Below are 22,234 nucleotides of genomic sequence, written 5' to 3' on the forward strand. Positions count from 1 at the left end.
GGCAAGACAGTAGGAAAGAAGACGATAGCGCTATTTTGTACTTATTAGTCCATCGTGGACTTATTGGTACAGTTCGTCAACGAGCAAATGCGCGTGCCTTGTCAGAAAGCCATGCACAGATGGATGTTTGAAGGTGTCCGGATGGGAGGGGTAAGGTTCGAGGGCCCGCGCTGATCGCACGGACGCAAACACTACTTCCAGCGTTCCGCCGCCGCCTGGTCGCTGGCGCGACCCTCGACCCAGTGCGGGCCCTCGGCGGTATTTTCCTTTTTCCAGAATGGCGCTCGGGTTTTCAGGTAGTCCATGACGAAATTGCAGGCATCGAAGGCCGCCTGGCGATGGGCGCTGGTGACCCCGACAAACACGATGGGCTCACCCGGTTCCAGGGCACCGACCCGGTGCAACACCTCCAGCCCGAGCAATGGCCAGCGCTCATGGGCTTGCGTCACGATCTTGCCCAAGGCCCTTTCGGTCATCCCCGGATAATGCTCCAGGAACATCCCCGCCACCGCCTGCCCGTCATTGAAATCACGCACATAGCCGACAAAACTCACCACCGCGCCGATTCCCAGGTTGGCGGCGTGCAACGCATTGACCTCCACTCCCGGATCGAATGCTTGCACCTGTACGCGAATCGCCATTTCAGCCTCCAGTCACCGTGGGAAAAAACGCCACTTCGTCGCCATCGGTCAGCGGCTCGTCAAGCGCGCAAAGATCCTCATTGCGCGCGCACATCAGGTTCTGTTCAGCAAGGACCTGCGCGCCTTCGCGCGGCAACAGAAACCGGCGGACAGCATCGACGCTGGCGAAATCGCCCTCCACCGACAGCTCCTCCACCCCGAGCGCTTCACGGTAGCGGGCAAAGAACTTGACGACGATCTTCATGACTCATCCGCCAGGTAGTGCCCGCTCTTGCCACCGAGCTTCTCCAGCAGGCGCACGTTGTCGATGATCATGCCGCGATCCACCGCCTTGCACATGTCATAGATCGTCAGCGCCGCGACACTGGCGGCCGTCAGTGCTTCCATTTCCACGCCGGTCTGCCCGGACAACTTGCAGCGCGCGACAATCAGCACCGCATCCTCGCCTTCGGCGCTCAGTTCGACCTTGATGCTGGTCAGCAGCAAGGGATGACACAGGGGAATCAGCTCGGAGGTTTTCTTCGCCGCCTGGATACCGGCGATCCGCGCCACGGCGAACACATCGCCCTTGGGATGGCCACCGCTGACGATCATTTGCAGGGTCTCGGGCAGCATGCGCACGCGGGCTTGGGCGACTGCCTCGCGGAAAGTCACGCTCTTGTCGGTAACGTCGACCATATTGGCGCGACCTTGGGAATCGAGATGAGTCAGCACAGCGATACTCCTGATCAGGAGTGTGGATTGTAAACCTGCAACTCAGCTTCACGCACGCCTGATCAACCGCCTCCACCAGCCCCGGGCCAACAACCGGCCCGCCTCCCACCAGCGGCGATCACCTCCGTCGATTAGCGTTGCGAATACTTCGTATCAAAACAAAGAATTGGCGCCAGTAAACTAATAAACGTACAACGTTAAAAAAGGATCCCATCGCCATGACTATTCTTCCATTCATCCTACTCAGTCTATTTGCCGGTTTTGCCGTTCCTCTGCAAGCCGGAACAAATGCAAAACTGGGCAGCTTACTCGGACACCCTTTATGGGCAACTGCAGTTTCATTGTTCGTCAGCTCGCTAGTACTTATAATTGTGATTCTCCTCGTCAAGGCACCTCGTCCTAACGTGGCACAATTACAAGAAGGTCCCTGGTGGATCTGGATGGGTGGAGTCGCCGGCGTTTTTTATATCACCATCGCCTTGCTGATGGCTCCTCGCCTTGGCGCGCTCAACTTCATCATGGCGGTATTGATTGGCCAACTGATTATTTCAATAGCCATTGACTACTTTGGCCTACTGGGTTTCCCCAGACAGCTCATCAACACACAAAAAACCATCGGCGTACTGGTTGTTATCGGAGGTTTCTTTATCGCGACACGCTAATAAAAAAGCAATACGGGTCACCGAAACAGAAGATTTCTTATGTTCCCGTGTCAGGGATTGACAACAACCAAAAGACTACACAGGTGAGTAATGACTACCCAAACTGCGACTTATGACACTATTGGCGAACGCTTCGAGTCGTTTACCGACAGTGCTTCCCAACGCGCCGTCGAAACTGCGACTTTCTTCCATATGGTCGGCGACGTCAAAAACAAGTCCGTGCTGGACTTGGCTTGCGGGTTCGGCTATTTCGGTCGCGAGCTCTATCACCAAGGCGCCAGCAAAGTGGTCGGTGTGGATATTTCCGCAGCCATGATCGAGTTGGCCCGCAAAGAGTCGGCCCGCAACAAAGAAGCCATCGAATACCACGTTTCCAATGTCTGCGACATGGGTGTGCTGGGGCAATTCGACCTCATCACCGCAGCCTGGTTGTTCAACTACGCACAATCCCCCAGAGAACTGGACAAGATGTTCCAGGTCGTCGCCCAGAACCTGGCCCCAGGTGGCAAGGTGGTCGCCTATACGGTGGACCCCGACTTCGAGCTGCAACGCGGCAACTTCACCAAGTACGGCGTGCATGTACTGACCGAAGAAGCCCATGAAGGCGGTTTTCGTTACAACGCCGAGTTCGTCACCCAGCCCCCCAGCCCGTTCACCTTTCATCGCTGGAGCCGCGATTTATACGAGCGGGCCATCATGAAGGCAGGCTTCTCCAGGTATCAGTGGCAGAAGCCGATCATCTCCGAAGCCATTCGGACCAAGCACCCGAAGGGTTACTGGGATGACTTCGAAAAAAACTGCCTGCAAACCGGGTTGATCTGCACCCGTTGAAGATCAAGCAGGAACCGTGACACCACGTTCGGGCTCTTTTCAACCATCCAGTAGCAGGAAAACAGCACTATGACATCCAAGGGGTTTACCCATTGGCCGGTATTTGACGGCCCCCTGACCGCTGAAATGTCCGACAGAGAACTGATGGGACTGCCGGCAGGTTTCCAGGCGAGTCTTGATCCCAGGCTGCCGCTTTCAGCCTGGCGACAACTGAGCGAGGAATCGGCCAGGCAACTCGCCAGCCGCGTGGAAACCCCCGGCACGCCCCTGCCTTTTCGCCTCGCAGCCGCCCGACTGCTGGCGCTGACCATGGACCCGCGCCTGGACGTACTCAATCCACCAATGATCCTCATCGAAGGCGGCGCCATCGAGATCGGACTTGCGGAGTCCGCGGTCGACCAGGTTATGCGGGACATGCAGGGTCTAGGGTTGGATCGTACCTGGATCGAAAAGGAAGTTCCCCGCCACCCGGTATGGCTCAATCCCTACGCCATAGGTAAGTACCCGGTGACCAACCTGGAATACCGTGCCTTTCTCGAGAGTTCGGGCCAGGCACGCCTCCCGGAAAGCTGGTCATTCGGGCAATTTCCTGTCGAACGTGCCAATCACCCGGTCTACGGACTCAGCGCCGACGACGCCGATGCCTATGCCGCCTGGCTAACCGAATCCACCGGACGCTCATTCCGCCTGCCGACCGAAGCTGAATGGGAGTTTGCCGCGGCAGGGCCGCAGAACCTGGAGTATCCCTGGGGCAACACCTTTGTCCCCAACCACGCCAATACCGCTGAAATGGGTCTGTTCATGACCACGCCAGTGGGCCTGCTGGCTGAGGGCACCTCGCCTTTCGGCTGCATGGACATGGCCGGTAACGTTGAAGAGTACGTATCCGACAACTACGCGCCCTACCCCGGCGGTCGGGCAATTGTCGATGACCTGGTCACCGTCGTTGGCACCCACCGCGTTGCCAGGGGCGGCAGTTTTACCCGATTTCGCGACCTGACCCGCAATTGTCGGCGACACGGCAAATACCCGCGCGAAATCTACGTCATGGGGTTTCGACTCGCAGAAACCCTCTGACCCCGAAAGTCCCGATTTCACAAAGTCCCTATTTCAAAAAAACACACGTTCCCGAAGAACGGAAGGAAGTCCTATGAGTCGCCTAAGCGTAAGAAATCACGTAGACATACCTCTGAACGAAGCTTCCAATCCCGGCACCTTTTACAGTTTCAGCGGATTAGACAGTGCCCACGAGCATATTGTTATCAAACTGGGACCTGACAATAAGAATAGTCCACTGGTACGCATTCACTCCGAATGCCTGACGGGCGACGTCTTCAGCTCACAACGCTGTGACTGTGGCCCTCAATTGAACGAATCCATCTTACGCATGCAAGAGGAAGGCGGCTACCTGATTTACCTGCGGCAAGAAGGTCGTGGTATTGGCTTATACGCCAAATTGGACGCCTATCGTCTTCAGGACAGCGGCATGGATACCTTCGAGGCCAACACACATCTGAACTTCCCTGAAGACGACCGCGACTTCTCCATGGCTGCCGATATGTTGAAAGCCCTGAATATTCATAATTGCAAGCTGATCACCAACAACCCGGAGAAAATCAAAGCCCTTGTCGACAATGGTATCAACGTCGACAGCATCATCCCCACCGGGGTGTTCCTGACTCGACACAACACCCATTACCTGCAAGCAAAAATAGACAAGAAAAATCATCTAATTAATATTTAAAACAATACTGCGATTTATCTCTGAAAATCGTTTTGGTCATCCGAAACATGCCAACTTCAGTATCAAGGATACCTATTCATGAAACATTTCGGTCCTATTAGCGGTATTGCCACATTCAAAGATATTTATGTCGCCACCGCCGGTTACGACAACCAGGTCATTCTCTGGGACGCCAAGACCAAGACCCCTATTCAGCGGGTACTGCACGATCACTTGGCCAATCAGTGTGCCTTCAACGCCAGCGGTACTCTGTTGGTCAGCGCCAGCAGCGACTATACCGCACGCGTCTGGGAGGTCCCCTCATTGCGCTTGAAAAGCGTTCTGATCGGTCATGACGATGACATTGAAATGGCGGCGTTTTCGCCTGACGGTCAGACCATTGCCACCTGCTCCCGTGACCACAGCATTCGCTTATTCAACCTCACGGGTCAAACCCTGAAGATCCTCAACGGCCACAGCGCCGATGTGATCTCGGTATGCTGGGCGGCCGACGGTGAAACCCTGGTATCGAGCAGCGACGATGGCTCAATCCGGCGCTGGGACTTCCGGACCGGACAACAGTTGGACATCATCGACCTGGGTGGCGTGGAAACCGACACCGTGGCGCTGTCACGCGAAGGCATCATTTTTGCCGGTGACGATGAAGGCAAACTGTCGATCATCAGCCCTACCGGCAGCCACCTGCAACTGGCGCACGCGGCGGGGATCAAGCGCATTATCTGGGACGATGCCCAGCGTTTGCTGATCAGCCTGAGCTATGATCGCTGCGTGATGCTCTGGCACCTGAACAGTGACAACCAGCTGGTCAAGACCGCCGAAACGTCGCTGCCAAGCATCATCTGGCCGCGCAGTTGCGCACTGCTGGGCACCAACCAGATCGCCTTCGTGACCTTCGGTTCGAGCTACGCCACTTGGAACTTCCACAACCAGGCCTGGGACCTGGACGCCATCGACCCCGCCATCAGCCTCAATGCCGTAACCATGGTCGGTGAAGATATCTATAGCATCGGTGACGCCGGCATCCTGCAGATCAATGGCCAGCCAAGCACCAAGGCGGGCAGCCTGTGCAACTTCCTTTTACCCTTCGGTGACAACGTATTGACCGGCGGCCAGATGGGTACGGTATTCGACGCCCGCACCGGACAAACCATCTACCAGCATCGCTCACCGCTGAACTGCGGCACGACCTTCCACAAAGATGGCAAACCGCATGCAGCCATCGGGACCTACACTGGCGAAGCGCTGATTTTCTGTCTGGACGCTGGGCAGCCGCGCTTTCTCAGCGCAGTGCGCATGCACGAGAACGCCATCAAGGGTATCGCCGCGGACGAGACCTACCTCTTCAGTGTCTGCGCGACCGCGGCAGCGGCGTTTTTCCGTATCGCCGACTTCGAACTGCAAACCTATCTGGACAGAGCCCACGACCGGATCTCCAATGGCTGCACGCAGATAGAAGGCGGTTTCGCCAGTATCGGTCGCGACTTGAAGCTGCGGCTATGGCAGGAAGGCACAAGCGAAGTCTACGAAACGCCACACCATCATTCGATCAAGTGCATTGCTATCTCCAAGGATCGCAAGCTAATCGCCACCGGCAGCTACGGAGGCACCGTCGCACTGTTCGATCTCGTCACACGGACCTGGTCCAAAGTCACTAAGCCGACCGCCAGCGGCATTTCCTGCCTGTCCCATGACGCCGAGGGCAGTGGATTCCTGGCCAGCGCCTACGACGGACGCATCTATCCGATCAGCACCCACACCTCGTCGCAGCGATACGTGTCATGAGTCACTTCAGCGAAGTCGACTTTCAACACATGCAGCGTGCGTTGTCGTTGGCCGAGCTTGGCAGTCACTCCACCTGGCCCAATCCCCGGGTCGGGTGTGTGATCGCCCATGGCAGTCAAGTCGTGGGCGAGGGCTGGCATCGGCGTGCGGGAGGTCCCCACGCCGAAGTCTTCGCCCTGCGTCAGGCCGGTGCCCTGGCCAGGGGCGCGACCGCCTATGTCACGCTCGAACCCTGTAGCCATGTGGGTCGTACTGGCGCCTGTCACCAGGCGCTGATCGAGGCGGGTGTGCGTAAGGTGGTCATCGCCCACGAAGATCCGTTCAAGCAGGTCAACGGCCAGGGTATCGCCCAACTGCGGGCAGCCGGGATAGAGGTCAACATCGGACTGTGCAAGGAGGCCGCCAGGGAACTGAACCGGGGTTTTCTATCCAGCGTGCAACACCGGCGCCCCTGGGTGCAATTGAAGATGGGAATGAGCCTGGATGGACGCACCGCGCTGGGCAACGGAGCCTCGAAATGGATCACCAGCCCAAGGGCTCGCGAAGACGTTCAGTATTGGCGGGCCCGCAGTGCAGCGATTCTCACTGGCAGCGGCACGGTACTGGCGGACGATCCGTCGCTGACGGTGCGCCAATTGGCCTCCCCCGAGGCCATCGCTCCGCTGCGGGTCATTCTCGACAGTCAGCGTCGGGTGCCCACTTGCGCGCGAGTGTTCGATCAGCAGGCACCGAGCCTGCATGTGATACATGAAGACAGCCGTAGAGAAGCGCACGACAACGAAGACATATTGCGGCTCGGGGGCGATAGCAGCGGTCTTGACTTGGTGGCCCTGATGCGCCACCTCAGTGATCGTGGGATGCACGATATGATGGTGGAGGCCGGCCCGACACTGGCCGGCAACCTGCTGCGCGCCGGCCTGGTGGACGAGTTGTTGCTGTATGTGGCTCCACGTCTGCTGGGCGACCTGGCCCGGCCGCTGCTGCATCTGCCTGCGTTTGAGAGTCTGGGAGACACGCTGGATTTCACCTTGTACGAGGTGATCCAGATAGGGCCCGATCTGCGCCTGCGCCTGCGCCCAGTTCAGTCCGCGAGCACGGCGTGAGCTACCACTTGCTTGACCTGCTGCCGCAACCAGACATGCGCGGGGTCGTCACAGAAACGCGCGTGCCAGATCTGCACGAACGGAAAACACGGAATCGTGAACGGTGGCGGCAACTGGATCAGGTCCGAGTTCAACAGCGTGTCGTTCAGGGTCCGAGTGGCCACGGTGAGGATCAGGTCGGTATTGTGCAGCATGCTAGGCGCGGTACGCCAATGCGGCACACTCACGGCGATACGGCGGCGCAACCCTTCGGCGCGCAACAGACTATCGACTTCGCCATGGGTCCCGCCATCCATCGACACCTGGATATGCGGCCGCGCGAGATAAGTCTCCAGGCTCAATCCGCTACCTGCGGGCAAGGTCCGCCGATCCAGGAGGCACGAGAAGCATTCCTCGAACAGAACCTCCATGGAGATGTCCGGGGTCAGGTTCGGGAACACCCCCAGCGCGAGATCGATCTTGCCCTGGGCAACCTGCTCGGTCATCACATGCCGACTGCCCTGCGTCACCAGCAACGTAGTGTTCGGCGCTTCACGGCGCAGCCGCACCAGCAGTCTGGGCAGGACAATCGCCGCGCCATAATCGGACATCGCCAGATTGAACGTGCGCTGGGAACTGGCCGGATCAAAGTCGATGGTTCTACCGAACAAGGTTTCGATCTGACTGAGGATATCGCGCAGCGGTGCCTGAATACTCTGCGCCAGGGTGCTGAGTACCACCTCGCCGCCCTCGCGGATCAGCAGCGGATCGTCCAGCAGAACCCGCAGCTTACCCAGGGAGTGACTGATCGCCGGCTGACTCAGGTGCAAACGTGTACCTGTACGGGTGACGTGCCTTTCCGTCAGCAGCGCATCCAGCACCACCAGCAGATTCAAATCGATATTGCGCAGTAAGACCGTGACCATCCTGTCATTTCCAACCAGGGGAGCATCCTCCCGAACAAGGAGCAACACATGCTTCAACTCAAGCGGATTGTTGAAACAGCGCTGTATGTGAATGACCTCAGTCTTGCCAGAGACTTTTATGTCCGGCACTTCGAACTGGAGATCATGGCTGAGAGCAATGTCCTGGTTGCCCTCAACATTGGCGACCAGAATACCTTATTGCTATTCAGACGAGGGGCCTCTCTCGAAACCAAGTACCTGAGTGGTGGCGAAATCCCGCCTCATGACGCCAGCGGCCGCATTCACATCTGCTTCGCCATCGACAAATCGGACCTGCCCGCCTGGGAGCAGCGTCTACACCAGGCGGACATTGCCATTGAAGGTCGGACCCAGTGGCCCAGGGGGGGATCCAGCCTCTACTTCCGCGACCCCGACGCAAACCTCGTCGAACTGCTCACGCCAGGTTGCTGGCCGATTTACTGAACTCTCTTCAAGGAAAGAAGCTCATGTCCCACGTCAGTGCAGTCAGACGCACCGCCGCCCGGTCTCTCAGTATAGTATTGCTCGTCCTGTTATTGCTGGCGAGCCTGGCCTGGGGGGGTTGGCGCTGGACCCGCCCCAATGTCCCACATTACCCGGTCATACCGATAAAAGTCGCCGTGGCAACGGTCAGCAAGCAGCCCTTTATCCGATATCTGGAAGCCGTCGGCGAGTTAGAGGCCGTACAACAGGTCAGCGTACCCGCCGAGGTCGGCGGGCGTATTGTCCGTTTGCCCGTCGAGTCGGGCCAACGGGTCGAGCGCGACCAGGTGCTGGTCCAGCTCAATGATGCACCGCAGCGCGGCGATCTGGTCCGCTTGCAAGGCGAGCTGGAAAACACCCGGGTGAAACTCGAGCGCTCGCAGCGCCTGGTCAGCGTCAATGCCACCTCCAGGGAGGCTTACGACAATGCCCGAACCGAGTACATCACCGCCCAGGGCGCCTTGCAGACGATCAAGGCGCAGATTGACCAACGCACCATTCGTGCGCCCTTTTCCGGTGTCCTCGGTATCCGCAAGGTGCACCTGGGACAGTATGTGAACCCTGGTGACATTCTGATCAACCTGGTCGGCGATCAAGGCCTTTACGTCAACTTCAGCGTCCCCGAACAGGCCCACTCGCAACTCAAACCCGGCAGTCCGTTGCAAGTGCAACTCGATGCGCTGCCCGACCGCCCCTTCGAAGCACGGGTCAGCTCTATCGACCCGGTCCTTGATAGCTCGCGCACTCTGAGCGTCCAGGCACGGCTGCAAGCGCCAACCCCCGGCGCACTGCCGCGGATGTTCGCCCGGGTGCGGCTGGCCCAGCCCCTGCCTGCCAGCACCCTCAGCGTGCCGGAAACCGCCGTGACCTATAACGCCTATGGCGAAGATCTGTTTGTGGTCCAACCGCCCGCAGACGACCGGAGCCCACCAACCGTGCGCCGGGTTTCGGTAAAGACCGGCGAGCGTCGTGACGGTCGTGTGGTGATTAACGAGGGACTGTCGCTCGGCGAACAGGTGGTGATATCGGGACAGATCAAGCTCAGCGACGGCGCAGCCATCGACCCCCTCGAACACAGCGTGCTGAACGATTCGATGCCGTCTTCCCAGGTTATGACTGCCGGAGGACACCTGTGAAATTCACCGACTTATTCGTCCGCCGCCCGGTGCTGGCGCTGGTGGTCAGTCTGCTGATCCTGCTGGTGGGGCTCAAAGCCTACCTGGACTTGCCCATTCGTCAGTATCCGCTGCTCGAAAGCTCGGTGATCACGGTGACTACCGACTTTCCCGGCGCCCCCGCCGAACTGATGCAGGGTTTCATCACCCAACCGATCAACCAATCCCTGGCCTCGGTGGAAGGCGTCGACTACGTCAGTTCTTCCTCGGTCCAGGGACGTAGCCAGATCACCCTGCGCATGGCCCTCAACCAAGACTCAAGCAAGGCCCTGAGCGATGTCATCGCCAAGGTCAACCAGGTCAAATACCGTCTACCGGAAAAGGCCTACGACCCGGTGATCGAGCGTTCCGCCGGCGATGCCACGGCAGTCGCCTATGTCGGTTTTTCCAGCGACTCGCTCTCCGCATCGGCCTTGAGCGACTACCTGAGCCGCGTAGTGCAGCCGTTGTTCTCGACCATCGACGGTGTATCCAAGGTCGAGACGTTCGGCGGCCAACGCCTGGCCATGCGCCTGTGGCTCGACCCACAGCGCATGGCCGGTCATGGCATCAGCGCCACGCAGGTCGAACAAGCGATCCGCAGCAACAACTTCCAGGCAGCCCCGGGCCAGATCAAGGGGCAGTACGTGATCTCCTCGATCCAGGTCAACACCGACCTGAGCAGCCTTGATGAATTCCGCAACATGGTCGTCAGCAACCGCGGCGACCATCTGCTGCGCCTGCGGGACATCGCCACCATCGAACTGGGCTCGGCCGCCTATGAAACCAGCGCCTTGATGGACGCCAAGCCCGCCGTGCACTTGGGTCTCTACGCGACACCCAAGGGCAACCCGCTGCTGATCGTCGCGGACATAAAGCGCCTGTTGCCGGAGATCCAGAAAACCCTGCCGCCGGGTGTCGAAGTGGCCCTGGCCTTTGAAACCGCTCGCTTCATCGAGGCGTCGATCAGCGAAGTCATCGACACCCTGGCCGAAGCCATCCTGATCGTCGTGATCATCATCTACCTATGCCTGGGTTCGGTACGCAGCGTCCTGATTCCCATCCTCAGCATCCCCCTGTCGATACTCGGCGCCCTGGCACTGATGCAACTGTTCGGGTTCAGCATCAACCTGCTCACGCTGCTGGCCATGGTCCTATCCATCGGACTGGTGGTGGATGACGCCATCGTAGTCATGGAAAACATCCATCGCCATGTCAAGGAGGGCCGCACACCGCTGCAGGCTTCGATTTTCGGTGCACGGGAGATCGCGTCGCCGGTAATCGTCATGACCATTACGCTGGCGGCGGTGTACATGCCCATCGGCTTGATGAGTGGTCTGACCGGCGCGTTGTTCAAGGAGTTTGCCCTGACCCTGGCCGGTTCCGTACTGGTCTCTGGAGTCGTCGCCCTGACCCTGACCCCCGTCATGTGCGCCAGGCTATTGCCAGCCCGGCACAGTGAAGGCGCCATGAGCCGGTTGGCCGAACGCTTCTTCCACCAGCTCGCCCGCCACTATCAGCGTGGCCTGCTGACATCGCTGCGCTGGCGCGGCGTCGTGCTGATATTTGGTGCCGTGGTACTGCTCAGTCTGCCGTGGCTCTACGGTCAGGCCCACAAAGAACTGGCACCCAACGAAGATCAGGGCAACCTGCTGCTGGCGATCAAGTCCCCCCAACATGTCAACCTCGATTACGTCGAGCGCTATGCCTACCAATTGAGCAAAATTCTCGGGCTCCTGCCGGAAGCCACCAGCACTTGGATCATCAATGGCACGGACGGTGTTGCCGCCAGTTTTGCCGGAGTCAACTTCAGTGACTGGTCGCAGCGCCAGCGCAGTGCCGCCACCATCCAGAGCGAGTTGCAGCAAAGCGTGGACGCGGTGGAAGGCAATTCGATCTTTGTCTTTCAACTCCCACCGCTGCCGGCCTCCACTGGTGGGCTCCCGGTGCAACTGGTACTACGCAGCACCGAGAACTATCGTTCGTTATACCAGGCCATGGAAGACATCAAAGCCAAGGCTCGTGCCAGCGGTCTGTTCTCAGTAGTCGACAGCGACCTGGATTTCAACAACCCGCTGACCGAAGTACGCATCGATCGCAGCAAGGCCAACACCCTTGGCATACGCATGCAAGATATAGGCAGCACCCTGGCCGTGCTGATCGGCGAAAACTATACCAACCGCTTCGCCCTGCAAGGACGCTCCTATGATGTCATCCCCCAGAGCCAGGCCTCACGCCGACTGACGCCCGAGGACCTGAACGGCTTCTATGTCGATACCGACGGCGGCACCCAGGTGCCCTTATCCACGGTGGTCAGCTTGCATAGCACCATCGAACCGAATCGGCTCAAGCAATTCAACCAGCAGAACAGCGCCACCTTCCAGGGCATACCCGCCTCCGGTGTCAGCCTGGGCGAGGCTGTGGACTTCCTGCGACAGCAAAGCCTCGGACTGCCAGCCAGCTTCAGCCATGACTGGCAAGCCGATGCCCGCCAGTTCATTCACGAGGGCAATGCGCTGCTGCTGACCTTCCTCTTCGCCCTGATTGTCATCTACATGGTTCTTGCCGCCCAGTACGAGAGCCTAACCGACCCACTGATTATCCTGATCACTGTACCGTTGTCGATCTGTGGTGCATTGATTCCTCTAGCGCTGGGGATGGCGACCGTCAACATCTACACGCAAATCGGCCTGGTGACATTGATCGGCCTCATCAGCAAGCACGGCATTCTGATGGTCGAGTTCGCCAACGAGCTGCAGATTCAGGGCGGTTGTTCGCCGGCACAGGCGATCGCCCGCGCGGCACGTATTCGCCTGCGGCCGATCCTGATGACCACTGCGGCGATGGTGGTTGGACTGGTGCCATTGCTGTTCGCCTCCGGCGCCGGCGCCAGCAGCCGTTTTGGACTGGGCCTGGTAATCATCGTTGGCATGTTGGTGGGCACCCTGTTCACTCTATTCGTATTGCCGTCGATCTACACTCTGCTGTCGCGGGGACACGGAACATCCGTCGACTGGCAGGCCCTGGAAGGACACGCCTGAACGGCTGAAGCAAAACGGGCGCCCCGAAGGACGCCCGTACCAGACAGTGAAACGCCGTTACAAGTGCGATTCGGCGTATTCGGCGAGGATCGAACGCGGCACGCCCTGCAGGGTAATGTGCACGCCGTTCGGGAAGTCCTTGAAGCGTTCAGTCAGGTAGGTCAGCCCGGAGCTGGTCGCGGACAGGTAAGGGGTGTCGATCTGTGCCAGGTTGCCCAGGCACACCACTTTGGAACCGGCACCGGCACGGGTGATGATGGTTTTCATCTGGTGCGGCGTCAGGTTCTGGCATTCATCGATCAGGATCAGGCTCTGCTGGAAGCTGCGACCACGGATGTAGTTCAGGGACTTGAACTGCAACGGCACCTTGCTGAGGATGTAGTCGACGCTGCCATGGGTGCTTTCGTCATCCATGTGCAAGGCTTCGAGGTTGTCGGTGATTGCCCCCAGCCAGGGTTCCATTTTCTCCGCCTCGGTGCCGGGCAGAAAGCCGATTTCCTGGTCCAGGCCCTGCACGCTACGGGTGGCGATGATCCGCCGATAGCGTTTGCTGACCATGGTCTGCTCGATGGCGGCGGCCAGGGCCAGGATGGTTTTCCCGGAACCGGCGGCACCGGTCAGATTGACCAGGTGGATGTCCGGATCGAGCAAGGCGAACAGCGCCAGGCTCTGATAGATGTCACGCGGTTTCAGGCCCCAGGCTTCCTGGTGCAACAGGGGTTCCTGATGCAGATCGAGAATCAGCAGCACATCGGCGCGGATCTCCTTGACCCAGCCGACGAAGCCCTGTTCGTCGATGATGAATTCGTTGACGTGCACCGCTGGCAGATTGTCGGTCAACTGCACCTGATGCCAGGTGCGACCACGGTCCTGGCGGGTCTCGACCTTGCTGACACGGTCCCAGAACGAACCTTTGACGTCGTGATAGCCGTTGGGCAGCAGGGACACGTCGTCGACCAACTGGTCGGTGCTGTAGTCCTCGGCCGCAATCCCGCAGGCGCGCGCCTTGAGGCGCATGTTGATGTCCTTGGTCACCAGGACCACGCGCAGGTCCTTGTCCCGCGCATGCAGATCGATCAACTGGTTGATGATGATGTTGTCGTTCAGATGTTCGGGCAGTACCAGGTTCGGTTCACTGCGCTTGCTCATCAGGATCGACAGCAGGCCCTTGGGCCCACTCTTGCCACGCTGGATCGGCACGCCCAACTCGACGTCCTCGGGGCTGGCGTCGCCCAGGGTCTTGTCGATCAGACGGATCGCCTGCCGGCATTCGGCGGCGACGCTGTGATGGCCACCCTTGAGCTTGTCGAGTTCCTCGAGCACGGTCATCGGGATGGCGACATGGTGTTCTTCGAAGTTGAGTAACGCGTTTGGGTCGTGGATCAGTACGTTGGTATCGAGCACGTAAAGGATAGGCAGGTTGGAAGAAGGCGTGCGTCCATGATCATCCATACTCGGTCACCTTTGTGGGAGCCAGTCGACGCAATACCTTGACGGTGCTGCGCCTCGAAGTGACCGCCGAATTCGCCTGTGAAGGGGCAGGCGTTCTGTGCACAAGTTGGGTCTTGTAAGACGCCACCTGTGTCGCAGGTTTCGGCGGTCTGACTCCGTAATACCGCAAAAGACATGACAGGAAAAAGCACTTTGACGTTTTTTTGAAGTTTATTTTTCAAGCTGACGAATAGCCCTTGGCTAGCAGCCCACACACCGTTACAGTCGGAAGTCTGCCTGCATCGAAATCATCAGCTGATTTTTCCCCGGCCCAGCAAATGCGGGCACTTGCGCTTTTCCCGCCTAACGAAACGCGTCCTTGCACTCCTGCCAGCCGAGCCCGCTTTCAGCGGTCTGCCGGAGCAGCCAGGGCAACGCCATGCGCGCCTTGTCCTGGGTGTCATGGAACACGATGACCCCACGCCGCCAGAGCAGCATCAAGGTCAGTACCCGCTGGGCGGATTGCTCGGCGCTGAGCTTGCCGGAGGCATCCGCCGAATCGATGTCCCACAGGGCGACCTGCAAGCGCTGGGCCTTGAAAAATGCCGCGGCGTCGGCCCGCCGCTGTCCGTATGGGGGGCGGAAAAAGGCGGCGTAGTTGTCCGGCAGGGCATTCTGCACCAGCGCGACACTGCGCAAGATCGAGTCTTCCCAATCCTGCCACTGGCTGTGGGAGCGATACTGCCAGCCTTCCACGCCCACGCATTGCTGGCGGTACAGCTCGCGCACCGCCGACATCGAGGTTCTGTCCAGACGGGACTGCAAGGCATTGCCGAGGACAAAGAACAGCCCGTTCATCTTCTGTTTACGCAGGTACTCGGCCAACTCATCGGTATTGCCCTGGGCCAGGGTTGGTCCGCCGTCGAAGGTCAGCAGGAACAGCCGGTCGTTGAAATTTTCGCCATTACGCTCGTGGTCGCCCATCAGCTGGATTTCACTGCTGGTTTGCGGCAGCAGCGCGGCCAGGCGCAGTTGCTCGTCCAGGTAACGCTCATTGAACGCCCGGGCCGGTTCCGCCCAACGCGCATAGAAGGAGTCCTCGGCGACCCGGAACTTGCCGGAGCTGGTCCGCAGGCTCTCCATGTCCTCAACGTAATAACAGAAGGACGCATCCTGTTCACAACTTTGCTGGGCGGCGTTGTAACTGATCAGCAGGCGCCGCCACATGCGCTGGCGCACCGCGTCGATCGCAGTCATGTTGATCTGCTTGAGCCCCAGGCGCTTCTTGAGGGCCGGCTCGTCGAGCAGTTCGCTGACCAGCAGGACATGGGCGAACATCAGGATCTGCGCACGCGAGGCGACATCGAACAGCGCCGGACTGCTCAGTTGTTCGGGCCAGGTGCCGCGATCCAGGGTCGCGGGGTCGTTCGGCGCGGCGACGGCCACCAGACAGGCCAGCAGGGCCGAGAAGAAAAGAACGATACGCAAGGGGTGCCTCCATTTCAGAACCCGCCGCGCACTATAGCCGATCTGAGGGCCCGGACCCTTGTGGTGGCTGTTCCGGCCTCTTCGCGGCAGTGCGGCGGCCCGACAAGCTGCGCTCCCACAGGTTTTCAGTCGTTCGCAAGATATCGGTACGACTCAATACCCATTGTGGGAGCGGAGCTTGCCCGCGAATAGGCCTTAAAGCTCAACCAATATCCCCCAGACCAAGCACACAGCAGCTATCGCCATCATAGGTGGAGTCAAACCGCCCAAGCCCCTAGAATCCCCCGACGTTCAAAGGAGACGACTTCATGCTGATGGTGATTTCCCCCGCCAAGACCCTCGATTTCGAAACACCCGCGGTGACCCGGCGCTTCACCCAACCACAATACCTGGACCACTCCCAGGAACTGATCGAGCAACTGCGCACCCTGAGCCCGGCGCAGATCAGCGAGCTGATGCACGTCTCCGACAAGATCGGCGGCCTCAATGCCGCGCGTTTCGGCAGTTGGAACCCAGCCTTTACCCCGGACAATGCCAAACCGGCGCTGCTGGCGTTCAAGGGTGACGTCTACACCGGCCTCAACGCCGAAGACTTCAACGACGCCGACTTCGACTTCGCCCAGACTCACCTGCGCATGCTCTCCGGCCTTTATGGCCTGTTGCGCCCGCTGGACTTGATGCAGCCCTATCGCCTGGAAATGGGCACCAGGTTCGCCAACGCCCGGGGCAAGGACCTGTACGCCTTCTGGGGCACGCGCATCAGCGAATGGCTGAATGAAGCCCTGGCCGCGCAAGGTGACGATGTATTGCTGAACCTGGCCTCGAACGAGTATTTCTCGGCGGTCAAACGCCCGGCATTGAATGCGCGCATCATCAATACCGAATTTCGTGACCAGAAAAACGGCCAGTACAAGATCATCAGCTTCTATGCGAAAAAAGCCCGAGGGATGATGGCCCGCTTCGTGATCCGCGAGCGTATCCAGAACCCCGAGCAATTGAAGACGTTCGACGAAAAAGGCTACCGATTCAGCGCGGAACTGTCCAAGATGGACAACCTGGTGTTTTTGCGTGATCAGCCACCGGAGTAACGCAGTTCGTCGTGGTACCGCGTTATCGTTCTTCGCGGCGGTGCGGCTTGTCGGGACGCCGCACCGCCGCGAAGAGGCCGGTACAAACAGCACAATCCCCCCAGGCCAACACCTCCATTACCCTGCCCCCACTCGGTGCATTACACACAGTGTTCAGCCCCGACGATTCACCTCCTTCCTCCTCCCTTCAGCACCCAAAAAACCAATTGATTGACGCCATTAAATTGGCTGTAACAACCATGAAATTTATTTCACTCGACATTCATGATTTTTTTGAGTAGTGGCACCTGAATTTTTTTCCCATAGTGGCACACCACCATCTCGGCATTTTTCACCCCTATAACTAAAGGGCGAAACGGAAAGTGCTATCAATATGAAAGCAGTGCCATCTTTCATAATCTTTCAACGATTTTCCGAAAACAGGATGAGCGGACTGGAACTAATGCTTCGAAGCATTGCTCATACCATCCGTAACGATTCTCAGAGGATCTGTAAGAGATGACTTACATAGAAGCGGGACAAACTGTTTAAGTTACCAACGGCGACTTACAACCGCGACTCAAGAACGGAAGCAACAGTAGAGGACAGGAGATGCAGATCGTTGATATCCCCTATGAGGCCAAGGCAGGCCGTCAGACACAGCATTCACGAGTGACTTTCAACCTACTGATTTGAAAGTCATTTTCTTGAAAATAAGAAAGTAACTGGCACACCGACAAAAGTCTTTCCGGTGTGGGCCGGCCATATTAAAGGGCATACCCTTATAACAAGGCCACGTTACGCACAACTTGAGTGCAGTTATTTAGCCACTCGACATTTATATGCCTAGCTTCGAGGCGCAGCCTCTTGAGGCTGCACTTTCGAGCGCACCATGATTACTGGCTCCATTAACTCCGGCCATTTAATGGCGTGATTAAGATAGAGGTAAATGCAATGCGCATTAGCATATTCGGTTTGGGTTACGTCGGTGCGGTCTGCGCCGGTTGCCTGTCTGCACGGGGCCATGATGTCGTTGGCGTCGATATTTCCCAAGACAAGATCGACCTGATCAACAACGGCAAATCGCCGATTGTCGAACCGGGCCTGGAGGCCCTGCTGGCCCAGGGTATCGCCACCGGCCGACTGCGCGGCACCACCGACTTTGCCGAAGCGATTCGCGCCACCGACCTGTCGATGCTTTGCGTCGGTACGCCGAGCAAGAAGAACGGCGACCTGGAACTGAACTACATCGAATCGGTGTGTCGCGAAATCGGTTTTGTCCTGCGTGACAAGACCACCCGCCATACCGTCGTGGTACGCAGTACCGTCCTGCCGGGCACCGTGAAAAACGTGGTGATCCCGATTCTCGAAGACTGCTCGGGGAAAAAAGCCGGCATCGACTTCGGTGTCGCGGTCAACCCCGAGTTCCTGCGCGAAAGCACCGCGATCAAGGACTACGACTTCCCCCCGATGACCGTAATCGGCGAATTCGACAGCGCCTCCGGCGACATCCTGCAAACGCTCTACGAAGAACTCGACGCACCGATCATCCGCAAGGACATCGAAGTGGCCGAGATGATCAAGTACAGCTGCAACGTCTGGCACGCCACCAAAGTGACCTTCGCCAACGAAATCGGCAACATCGCCAAGGCCGTTGGCGTCGACGGACGTGTAGTGATGGACGTGGTCTGCCAGGATAAAACCCTCAACCTGTCCCAGTACTACATGCGCCCGGGCTTCGCCTTCGGCGGCTCCTGCCTGCCCAAGGACGTGCGCGCCCTGACCTACCGCGCCGGCTCCCTGGATGTCGAATCGCCGCTGCTCAACTCGCTGATGCGCAGCAACGAAAGCCAGGTGCAGAACGCCTTCGACCTCGTCGCCAGCCATGACAAACGCAAAATCGCCCTGCTCGGCCTGAGCTTCAAGGCCGGTACCGACGACCTGCGCGAAAGCCCGCTGGTGCAACTGGCGGAAATGCTCATCGGCAAGGGTTTCGACCTGAGCATCTACGACAAGAACGTCGAGTACGCCCGTGTCCACGGGGCGAACAGGGACTACATCGAATCGAAGATTCCCCATGTGTCGTCCCTGCTCAACGCCGACTTCGACGAGGTCATCGACAACAGCGACGTGATCATCCTCGGCAACCGTGACGAGAAGTTCCGCGCCCTGGCCGAGAACGCTCCGCACGGCAAACAGGTCATCGACCTGGTGGGCTTCATGTCCAAGGCCACCAGTGCGAGTAGCCGGACCGAAGGTATTTGTTGGTAAACCAACCTAACCGCTGCGCGGTTGATCGCCCGCAAGCTGGCTCCTACTGGACAGCGATTACGTACGACCCGGCACTGTAGGAGCCGGCTTGCTGGCGATGGCGTCCGAAAGGACGCCTTGGTCCCAATAGGGATAACGCCTGCCTTAACACCATCGAGCCAGCCGACAGGCTCGCCCGAGACAGAGACGGACGCAGATTATGCACAGGCTAAAACATGGCCTCCTTCAGGCCGCCGGTTGGCTGTTTTACTTGAGTTTGCTGATGGGCCTGGCCTTGTTGCTGCCCACCACGACCTTCGATGCCGATTCCAAGGACTTCATCTTCCTGATCGGTGCCGTGGGCATCTGGCGCTACTCCATGGGCGCCACCCATTTTGTGCGCGGGATGATTTTCCTCTACATCGTCTACCCGCACCTGCGCCGCAAAGTACGCAAGTTGGGTAAGGCCGCGGACCCGTCGCAGGTGTTCCTGATGGTCACCAGCTTCCGCATCGATGCCCTGACCACCGCCCAGGTCTACCGCTCGGTGATCCGCGAAGCCATCGACTGCGGCTTCCCGACCACCGTAGTCTGCTCCCTGGTGGAAATGTCCGATGAACTGCTGGTCAAGAGTCTCTGGGCAAAAATGAATCCGCCCGAACGGGTCAAGCTCGACTTCGTGCGCATCGCCGGTACCGGCAAGCGTGACGGCCTGGCCTATGGCTTTCGCGCCATCTCCCGGCACCTGCCGGATGACCGCGCGGTGGTGGCGGTGATCGACGGCGACACCGTGCTCAGCGAAGGCGTGGTGCGCAAGACCGTGCCCTGGTTCCAGCTGTTCGGCAATGTCGGCGGCCTGACCACCAACGAGTTCTGCGAAGTGCGCGGCGGCTACGTCATGAGCGAATGGCACAAACTGCGCTTCGCCCAGCGCCACATCAACATGTGCTCCATGGCCCTGTCCAAGCGCGTGCTGACCATGACCGGACGCATGTCGGTCTTCCGGGCCAGCGTGGTCACCGACCAGGGCTTTATTGCCGACGTCGAAAGCGACTCGCTGCAACACTGGCGCCTGGGCCGCTTCAAGTTCCTGACCGGCGACGACAAATCCAGCTGGTTCAGCCTGATGCGCCTGGGTTACGACACCTTCTACGTGCCCGACGCGGCGATCCACACCGTGGAGCACCCGCCGGAAAAAAGCTTTATCAAATCCAGTCGCAAGCTGATGTACCGCTGGTACGGCAACAACCTGCGGCAGAACTCCCGGGCCCTGGGCTTGGGTCTACGCCGCCTCGGCCTGTTCACCAGCGTCGTCCTGTTCGACCAGCGCGTGTCGATGTGGACCTCGCTGCTGGGGCTGACCGTGGCGCTGATCGCCAGCGTCAAGTACGGCATCACCTTCATCCTTGCCTACCTGCTATGGATCGGCATGACCCGACTGATCCTGACGCTGCTGCTGGCCTGTTCCGGACACAGCATTGGCCCGGCGTACCCGGTGATCCTCTATTACAACCAGATCGTCGGCGCGCTGATGAAGATCTACGTGTTCTTCCGCCTCGACCGTCAATCCTGGACCCGCCAGGACACCAAATTGAGCCGCGACCTCGCCAGCTTTCAAGGTTGGTTCAACACCTGGTCGTCTCGGACCATGACCTTCTCCGCTGGCAGCATCTTCGTCGCCGTGCTGATGACGATGGTCTGACCCGACTCGCCTGAATTAGCTAATGGAGCTTTACCCATGAACTCTCAAGTCAATGCCAACGTCGTCCACGAATCCGAAGCCCAGCGCCAGCATGCCCGGGTCAAAATCCCGGCCAGGCTGCGTCTGCTCGGTAGCCAGAACAACCCCGTGGAAGTGCAGGTCCACGACCTGTCCGCCGGTGGCCTGAGCTTCAACATCCCGCCACAACAGGCACTGACCATCGGCAAGGTGCACAAAGGGCGCCTGCAGTTCGTGATCGACAACCTCGGCCTGGCCATGGACGTTGATTTGCAGGTCCGCTCTTACGACCGCGAGAGCGGCCGTGTCGGTTGCCAGTTCCAGAACCTGGAGCAGCAGGATATCGCCACCCTGCGTCATCTGATCACCTCGCACCTGGCGGGCGACATCATCAACATGGGTGACGTGCTCGCGACCCTGCAGCGCGACAACTTCACCAAGGCGCGCAAAAAGAAGGCAGACGGCAGCGGCATGGGCGTGTTCGGTCGCCTGCGCGCCGTGACCTTCAGCCTCGGGATTTTCGTGGTCGGCCTGGCGGCCTTCGGCTTTGTCCTCAAATCGGTGTACGGCCTGTACTTCGTCAGTCATGCCCAGGCCGGCCTGGTCAGTGTAGCGGGCATAAGCATTACCATGCCCCGCGACGGCACTGTGCAAAGCCTGATCAAAGAGGACGGTGTCGCTACCAAGGGCGCCCCCCTGGCGACCTTCAGCACCAGCATGCTCGATGTGCTCAAGGGCCATCTGGACGAAGAGCAACTGGCTCCGGCCAAGGTCGAGGAACTGTTCGGCAAGCAGATGATCGGCACCCTGACCTCGCCCTGCGATTGCACGGTGGCACAGCAACTGGTCGCCAACGGCCAATATGCCAGCAAGGGCGATGTGATCTTCCAACTGGTGCCGAAAGGAAGCCTGGCGAATGTCGAGGCACGCTTCTCCTATCGCCAGTTCGGCGACGTGCGCCCAGGGACCCGGGTGAACTTCCAGATCGCCGGCGAAGAGCAGGTCCGCCAGGGCAAGATCATCAGTAGCACCAGCCTGAAAAGCGTCGACCTGTCCTCCGATATCCGCGTCCTGATCAAGCCTGACGAAAACCTCGACAGCACCCTCGCCGGGCGTCCGGTGGAGGTCAACAGCGACCGTGGGCCGAGCATGAACTGGCTGATCGACAAAGCCATGGCCGCTGGTCTGTAAGCGGAGGAC

19 protein-coding genes are annotated in these 22,234 nt (G+C 59.1%); 13 read left to right on the forward strand and 6 right to left on the reverse strand.

Annotated features, from left to right (window positions below; translation table 11 throughout):
• Positions 1-191: 191 nt before the first annotated feature.
• Genes moaE through moaC form a run of 3 tightly spaced genes read right to left on the reverse strand, consistent with a single transcriptional unit; the run spans position 192 to position 1,355 of the window.
• Positions 192-641, reverse strand: a complete 450-nt coding sequence (gene moaE, locus PFEN_RS03160; RefSeq protein WP_191485574.1) for a molybdopterin synthase catalytic subunit MoaE — start codon at positions 639-641, stop codon at positions 192-194.
• A 1-nt stretch (position 642) separates the two neighbouring features.
• Complete coding sequence (locus tag PFEN_RS03165) at positions 643-885, reverse strand: MoaD/ThiS family protein (RefSeq protein WP_191485575.1); 243 nt, start codon at positions 883-885, stop codon at positions 643-645.
• On the reverse strand, positions 882-1,355 hold the full coding sequence (moaC, locus tag PFEN_RS03170; protein WP_191485576.1) for a cyclic pyranopterin monophosphate synthase MoaC: 474 nt from the start codon (positions 1,353-1,355) through the stop codon (positions 882-884). The genes PFEN_RS03165 and moaC overlap by 4 nt, the downstream gene beginning before the upstream one ends.
• Positions 1,356-1,573: 218 nt before the next feature.
• On the opposite strand from moaC, the gene PFEN_RS03175 reads away from it, so the two are divergent.
• The 6 genes from PFEN_RS03175 to ribD all read left to right on the forward strand — a co-directional run bounded on the left by PFEN_RS03175 (position 1,574) and on the right by ribD (position 7,477).
• Positions 1,574-2,017 (forward strand): DMT family transporter, encoded by a 444-nt coding sequence (locus PFEN_RS03175; RefSeq protein ID WP_191485577.1) that lies wholly within the window; start codon positions 1,574-1,576, stop codon positions 2,015-2,017.
• Between the two features lie 90 nt (positions 2,018-2,107).
• Positions 2,108-2,848, forward strand: coding sequence for a class I SAM-dependent methyltransferase (locus PFEN_RS03180; protein WP_191485578.1), 741 nt, complete (start codon positions 2,108-2,110; stop codon positions 2,846-2,848).
• Between the two features lie 69 nt (positions 2,849-2,917).
• Positions 2,918-3,925, forward strand: a complete 1,008-nt coding sequence (locus tag PFEN_RS03185; protein ID WP_191485579.1) for a formylglycine-generating enzyme family protein — start codon at positions 2,918-2,920, stop codon at positions 3,923-3,925.
• 73 nt (positions 3,926-3,998) lie between these two features.
• Positions 3,999-4,592: a GTP cyclohydrolase II gene (locus PFEN_RS03190; RefSeq protein ID WP_191485580.1), complete on the forward strand. Its 594-nt coding sequence runs from the start codon at positions 3,999-4,001 to the stop codon at positions 4,590-4,592.
• A 78-nt stretch (positions 4,593-4,670) separates the two neighbouring features.
• A complete protein-coding gene (locus PFEN_RS03195; protein ID WP_191485581.1) occupies positions 4,671-6,374 on the forward strand; it encodes a WD40 repeat domain-containing protein in 1,704 nt (567 codons plus the stop codon).
• Positions 6,371-7,477, forward strand: a complete 1,107-nt coding sequence (gene ribD, locus PFEN_RS03200) for a bifunctional diaminohydroxyphosphoribosylaminopyrimidine deaminase/5-amino-6-(5-phosphoribosylamino)uracil reductase RibD (protein ID WP_191485582.1) — start codon at positions 6,371-6,373, stop codon at positions 7,475-7,477. Before PFEN_RS03195 ends, ribD begins: the two co-directional genes overlap by 4 nt.
• On the opposite strand, the gene PFEN_RS03205 is transcribed toward ribD, so the two are convergent.
• Positions 7,456-8,382 (reverse strand): LysR family transcriptional regulator, encoded by a 927-nt coding sequence (locus PFEN_RS03205; RefSeq protein WP_191485583.1) that lies wholly within the window; start codon positions 8,380-8,382, stop codon positions 7,456-7,458. The two genes, ribD and PFEN_RS03205, sit on opposite strands and share 22 nt — an antisense overlap.
• 48 nt (positions 8,383-8,430) lie before the next feature.
• Here PFEN_RS03205 and PFEN_RS03210 point away from each other — a divergent pair, with 48 nt between their 5' ends.
• Genes PFEN_RS03210 through PFEN_RS03220 form a run of 3 tightly spaced genes read left to right on the forward strand, consistent with a single transcriptional unit; the run spans position 8,431 to position 13,078 of the window.
• A complete protein-coding gene (locus tag PFEN_RS03210) occupies positions 8,431-8,844 on the forward strand; it encodes a VOC family protein (protein WP_191485584.1) in 414 nt (137 codons plus the stop codon).
• A gap of 23 nt (positions 8,845-8,867) precedes the next feature.
• The gene (locus tag PFEN_RS03215; RefSeq protein ID WP_191485585.1) at positions 8,868-10,019 is read left to right on the forward strand and encodes an efflux RND transporter periplasmic adaptor subunit; all 1,152 of its coding nucleotides are present in this window, start codon (positions 8,868-8,870) and stop codon (positions 10,017-10,019) included.
• Complete coding sequence (locus tag PFEN_RS03220) at positions 10,016-13,078, forward strand: MexW/MexI family multidrug efflux RND transporter permease subunit (RefSeq protein WP_191485586.1); 3,063 nt, start codon at positions 10,016-10,018, stop codon at positions 13,076-13,078. The genes PFEN_RS03215 and PFEN_RS03220 overlap by 4 nt, the downstream gene beginning before the upstream one ends.
• A gap of 57 nt (positions 13,079-13,135) precedes the next feature.
• Here the strand turns inward: PFEN_RS03220 and PFEN_RS03225 are convergent, their stop codons facing one another.
• A complete protein-coding gene (locus PFEN_RS03225) occupies positions 13,136-14,530 on the reverse strand; it encodes a PhoH family protein (protein WP_191485587.1) in 1,395 nt (464 codons plus the stop codon).
• Between the two features lie 342 nt (positions 14,531-14,872).
• Positions 14,873-15,997: a polysaccharide deacetylase family protein gene (locus tag PFEN_RS03230; protein WP_191485588.1), complete on the reverse strand. Its 1,125-nt coding sequence runs from the start codon at positions 15,995-15,997 to the stop codon at positions 14,873-14,875.
• A 308-nt stretch (positions 15,998-16,305) separates the two neighbouring features.
• Between PFEN_RS03230 and yaaA the strand changes: the two genes are divergently transcribed.
• The 4 genes from yaaA (at position 16,306) to PFEN_RS03250 (ending at position 22,225) form a co-directional block, all read left to right on the forward strand.
• Positions 16,306-17,085, forward strand: coding sequence for a peroxide stress protein YaaA (yaaA, locus tag PFEN_RS03235; RefSeq protein ID WP_191485589.1), 780 nt, complete (start codon positions 16,306-16,308; stop codon positions 17,083-17,085).
• A gap of 933 nt (positions 17,086-18,018) precedes the next feature.
• Entirely contained in the window at positions 18,019-19,335 is a 1,317-nt protein-coding gene (locus PFEN_RS03240; RefSeq protein ID WP_191485590.1) for a nucleotide sugar dehydrogenase, read from the forward strand.
• 199 nt (positions 19,336-19,534) lie between these two features.
• Positions 19,535-21,016: a mannuronan synthase gene (gene alg8, locus PFEN_RS03245; RefSeq protein ID WP_412071375.1), complete on the forward strand. Its 1,482-nt coding sequence runs from the start codon at positions 19,535-19,537 to the stop codon at positions 21,014-21,016.
• Positions 21,017-21,052: 36 nt separating this feature from the next.
• Positions 21,053-22,225 carry an alginate biosynthesis protein Alg44 gene (locus PFEN_RS03250; protein WP_191485591.1) on the forward strand — a complete coding sequence of 391 codons (1,173 nt, stop codon included), beginning with the start codon at positions 21,053-21,055 and terminating at the stop codon, positions 22,223-22,225.
• Positions 22,226-22,234: the final 9 nt, after the last annotated feature.

Source organism: Pseudomonas sp. FEN (genome assembly GCF_904067045.1).
Classification (GTDB): domain Bacteria; phylum Pseudomonadota; class Gammaproteobacteria; order Pseudomonadales; family Pseudomonadaceae; genus Aquipseudomonas.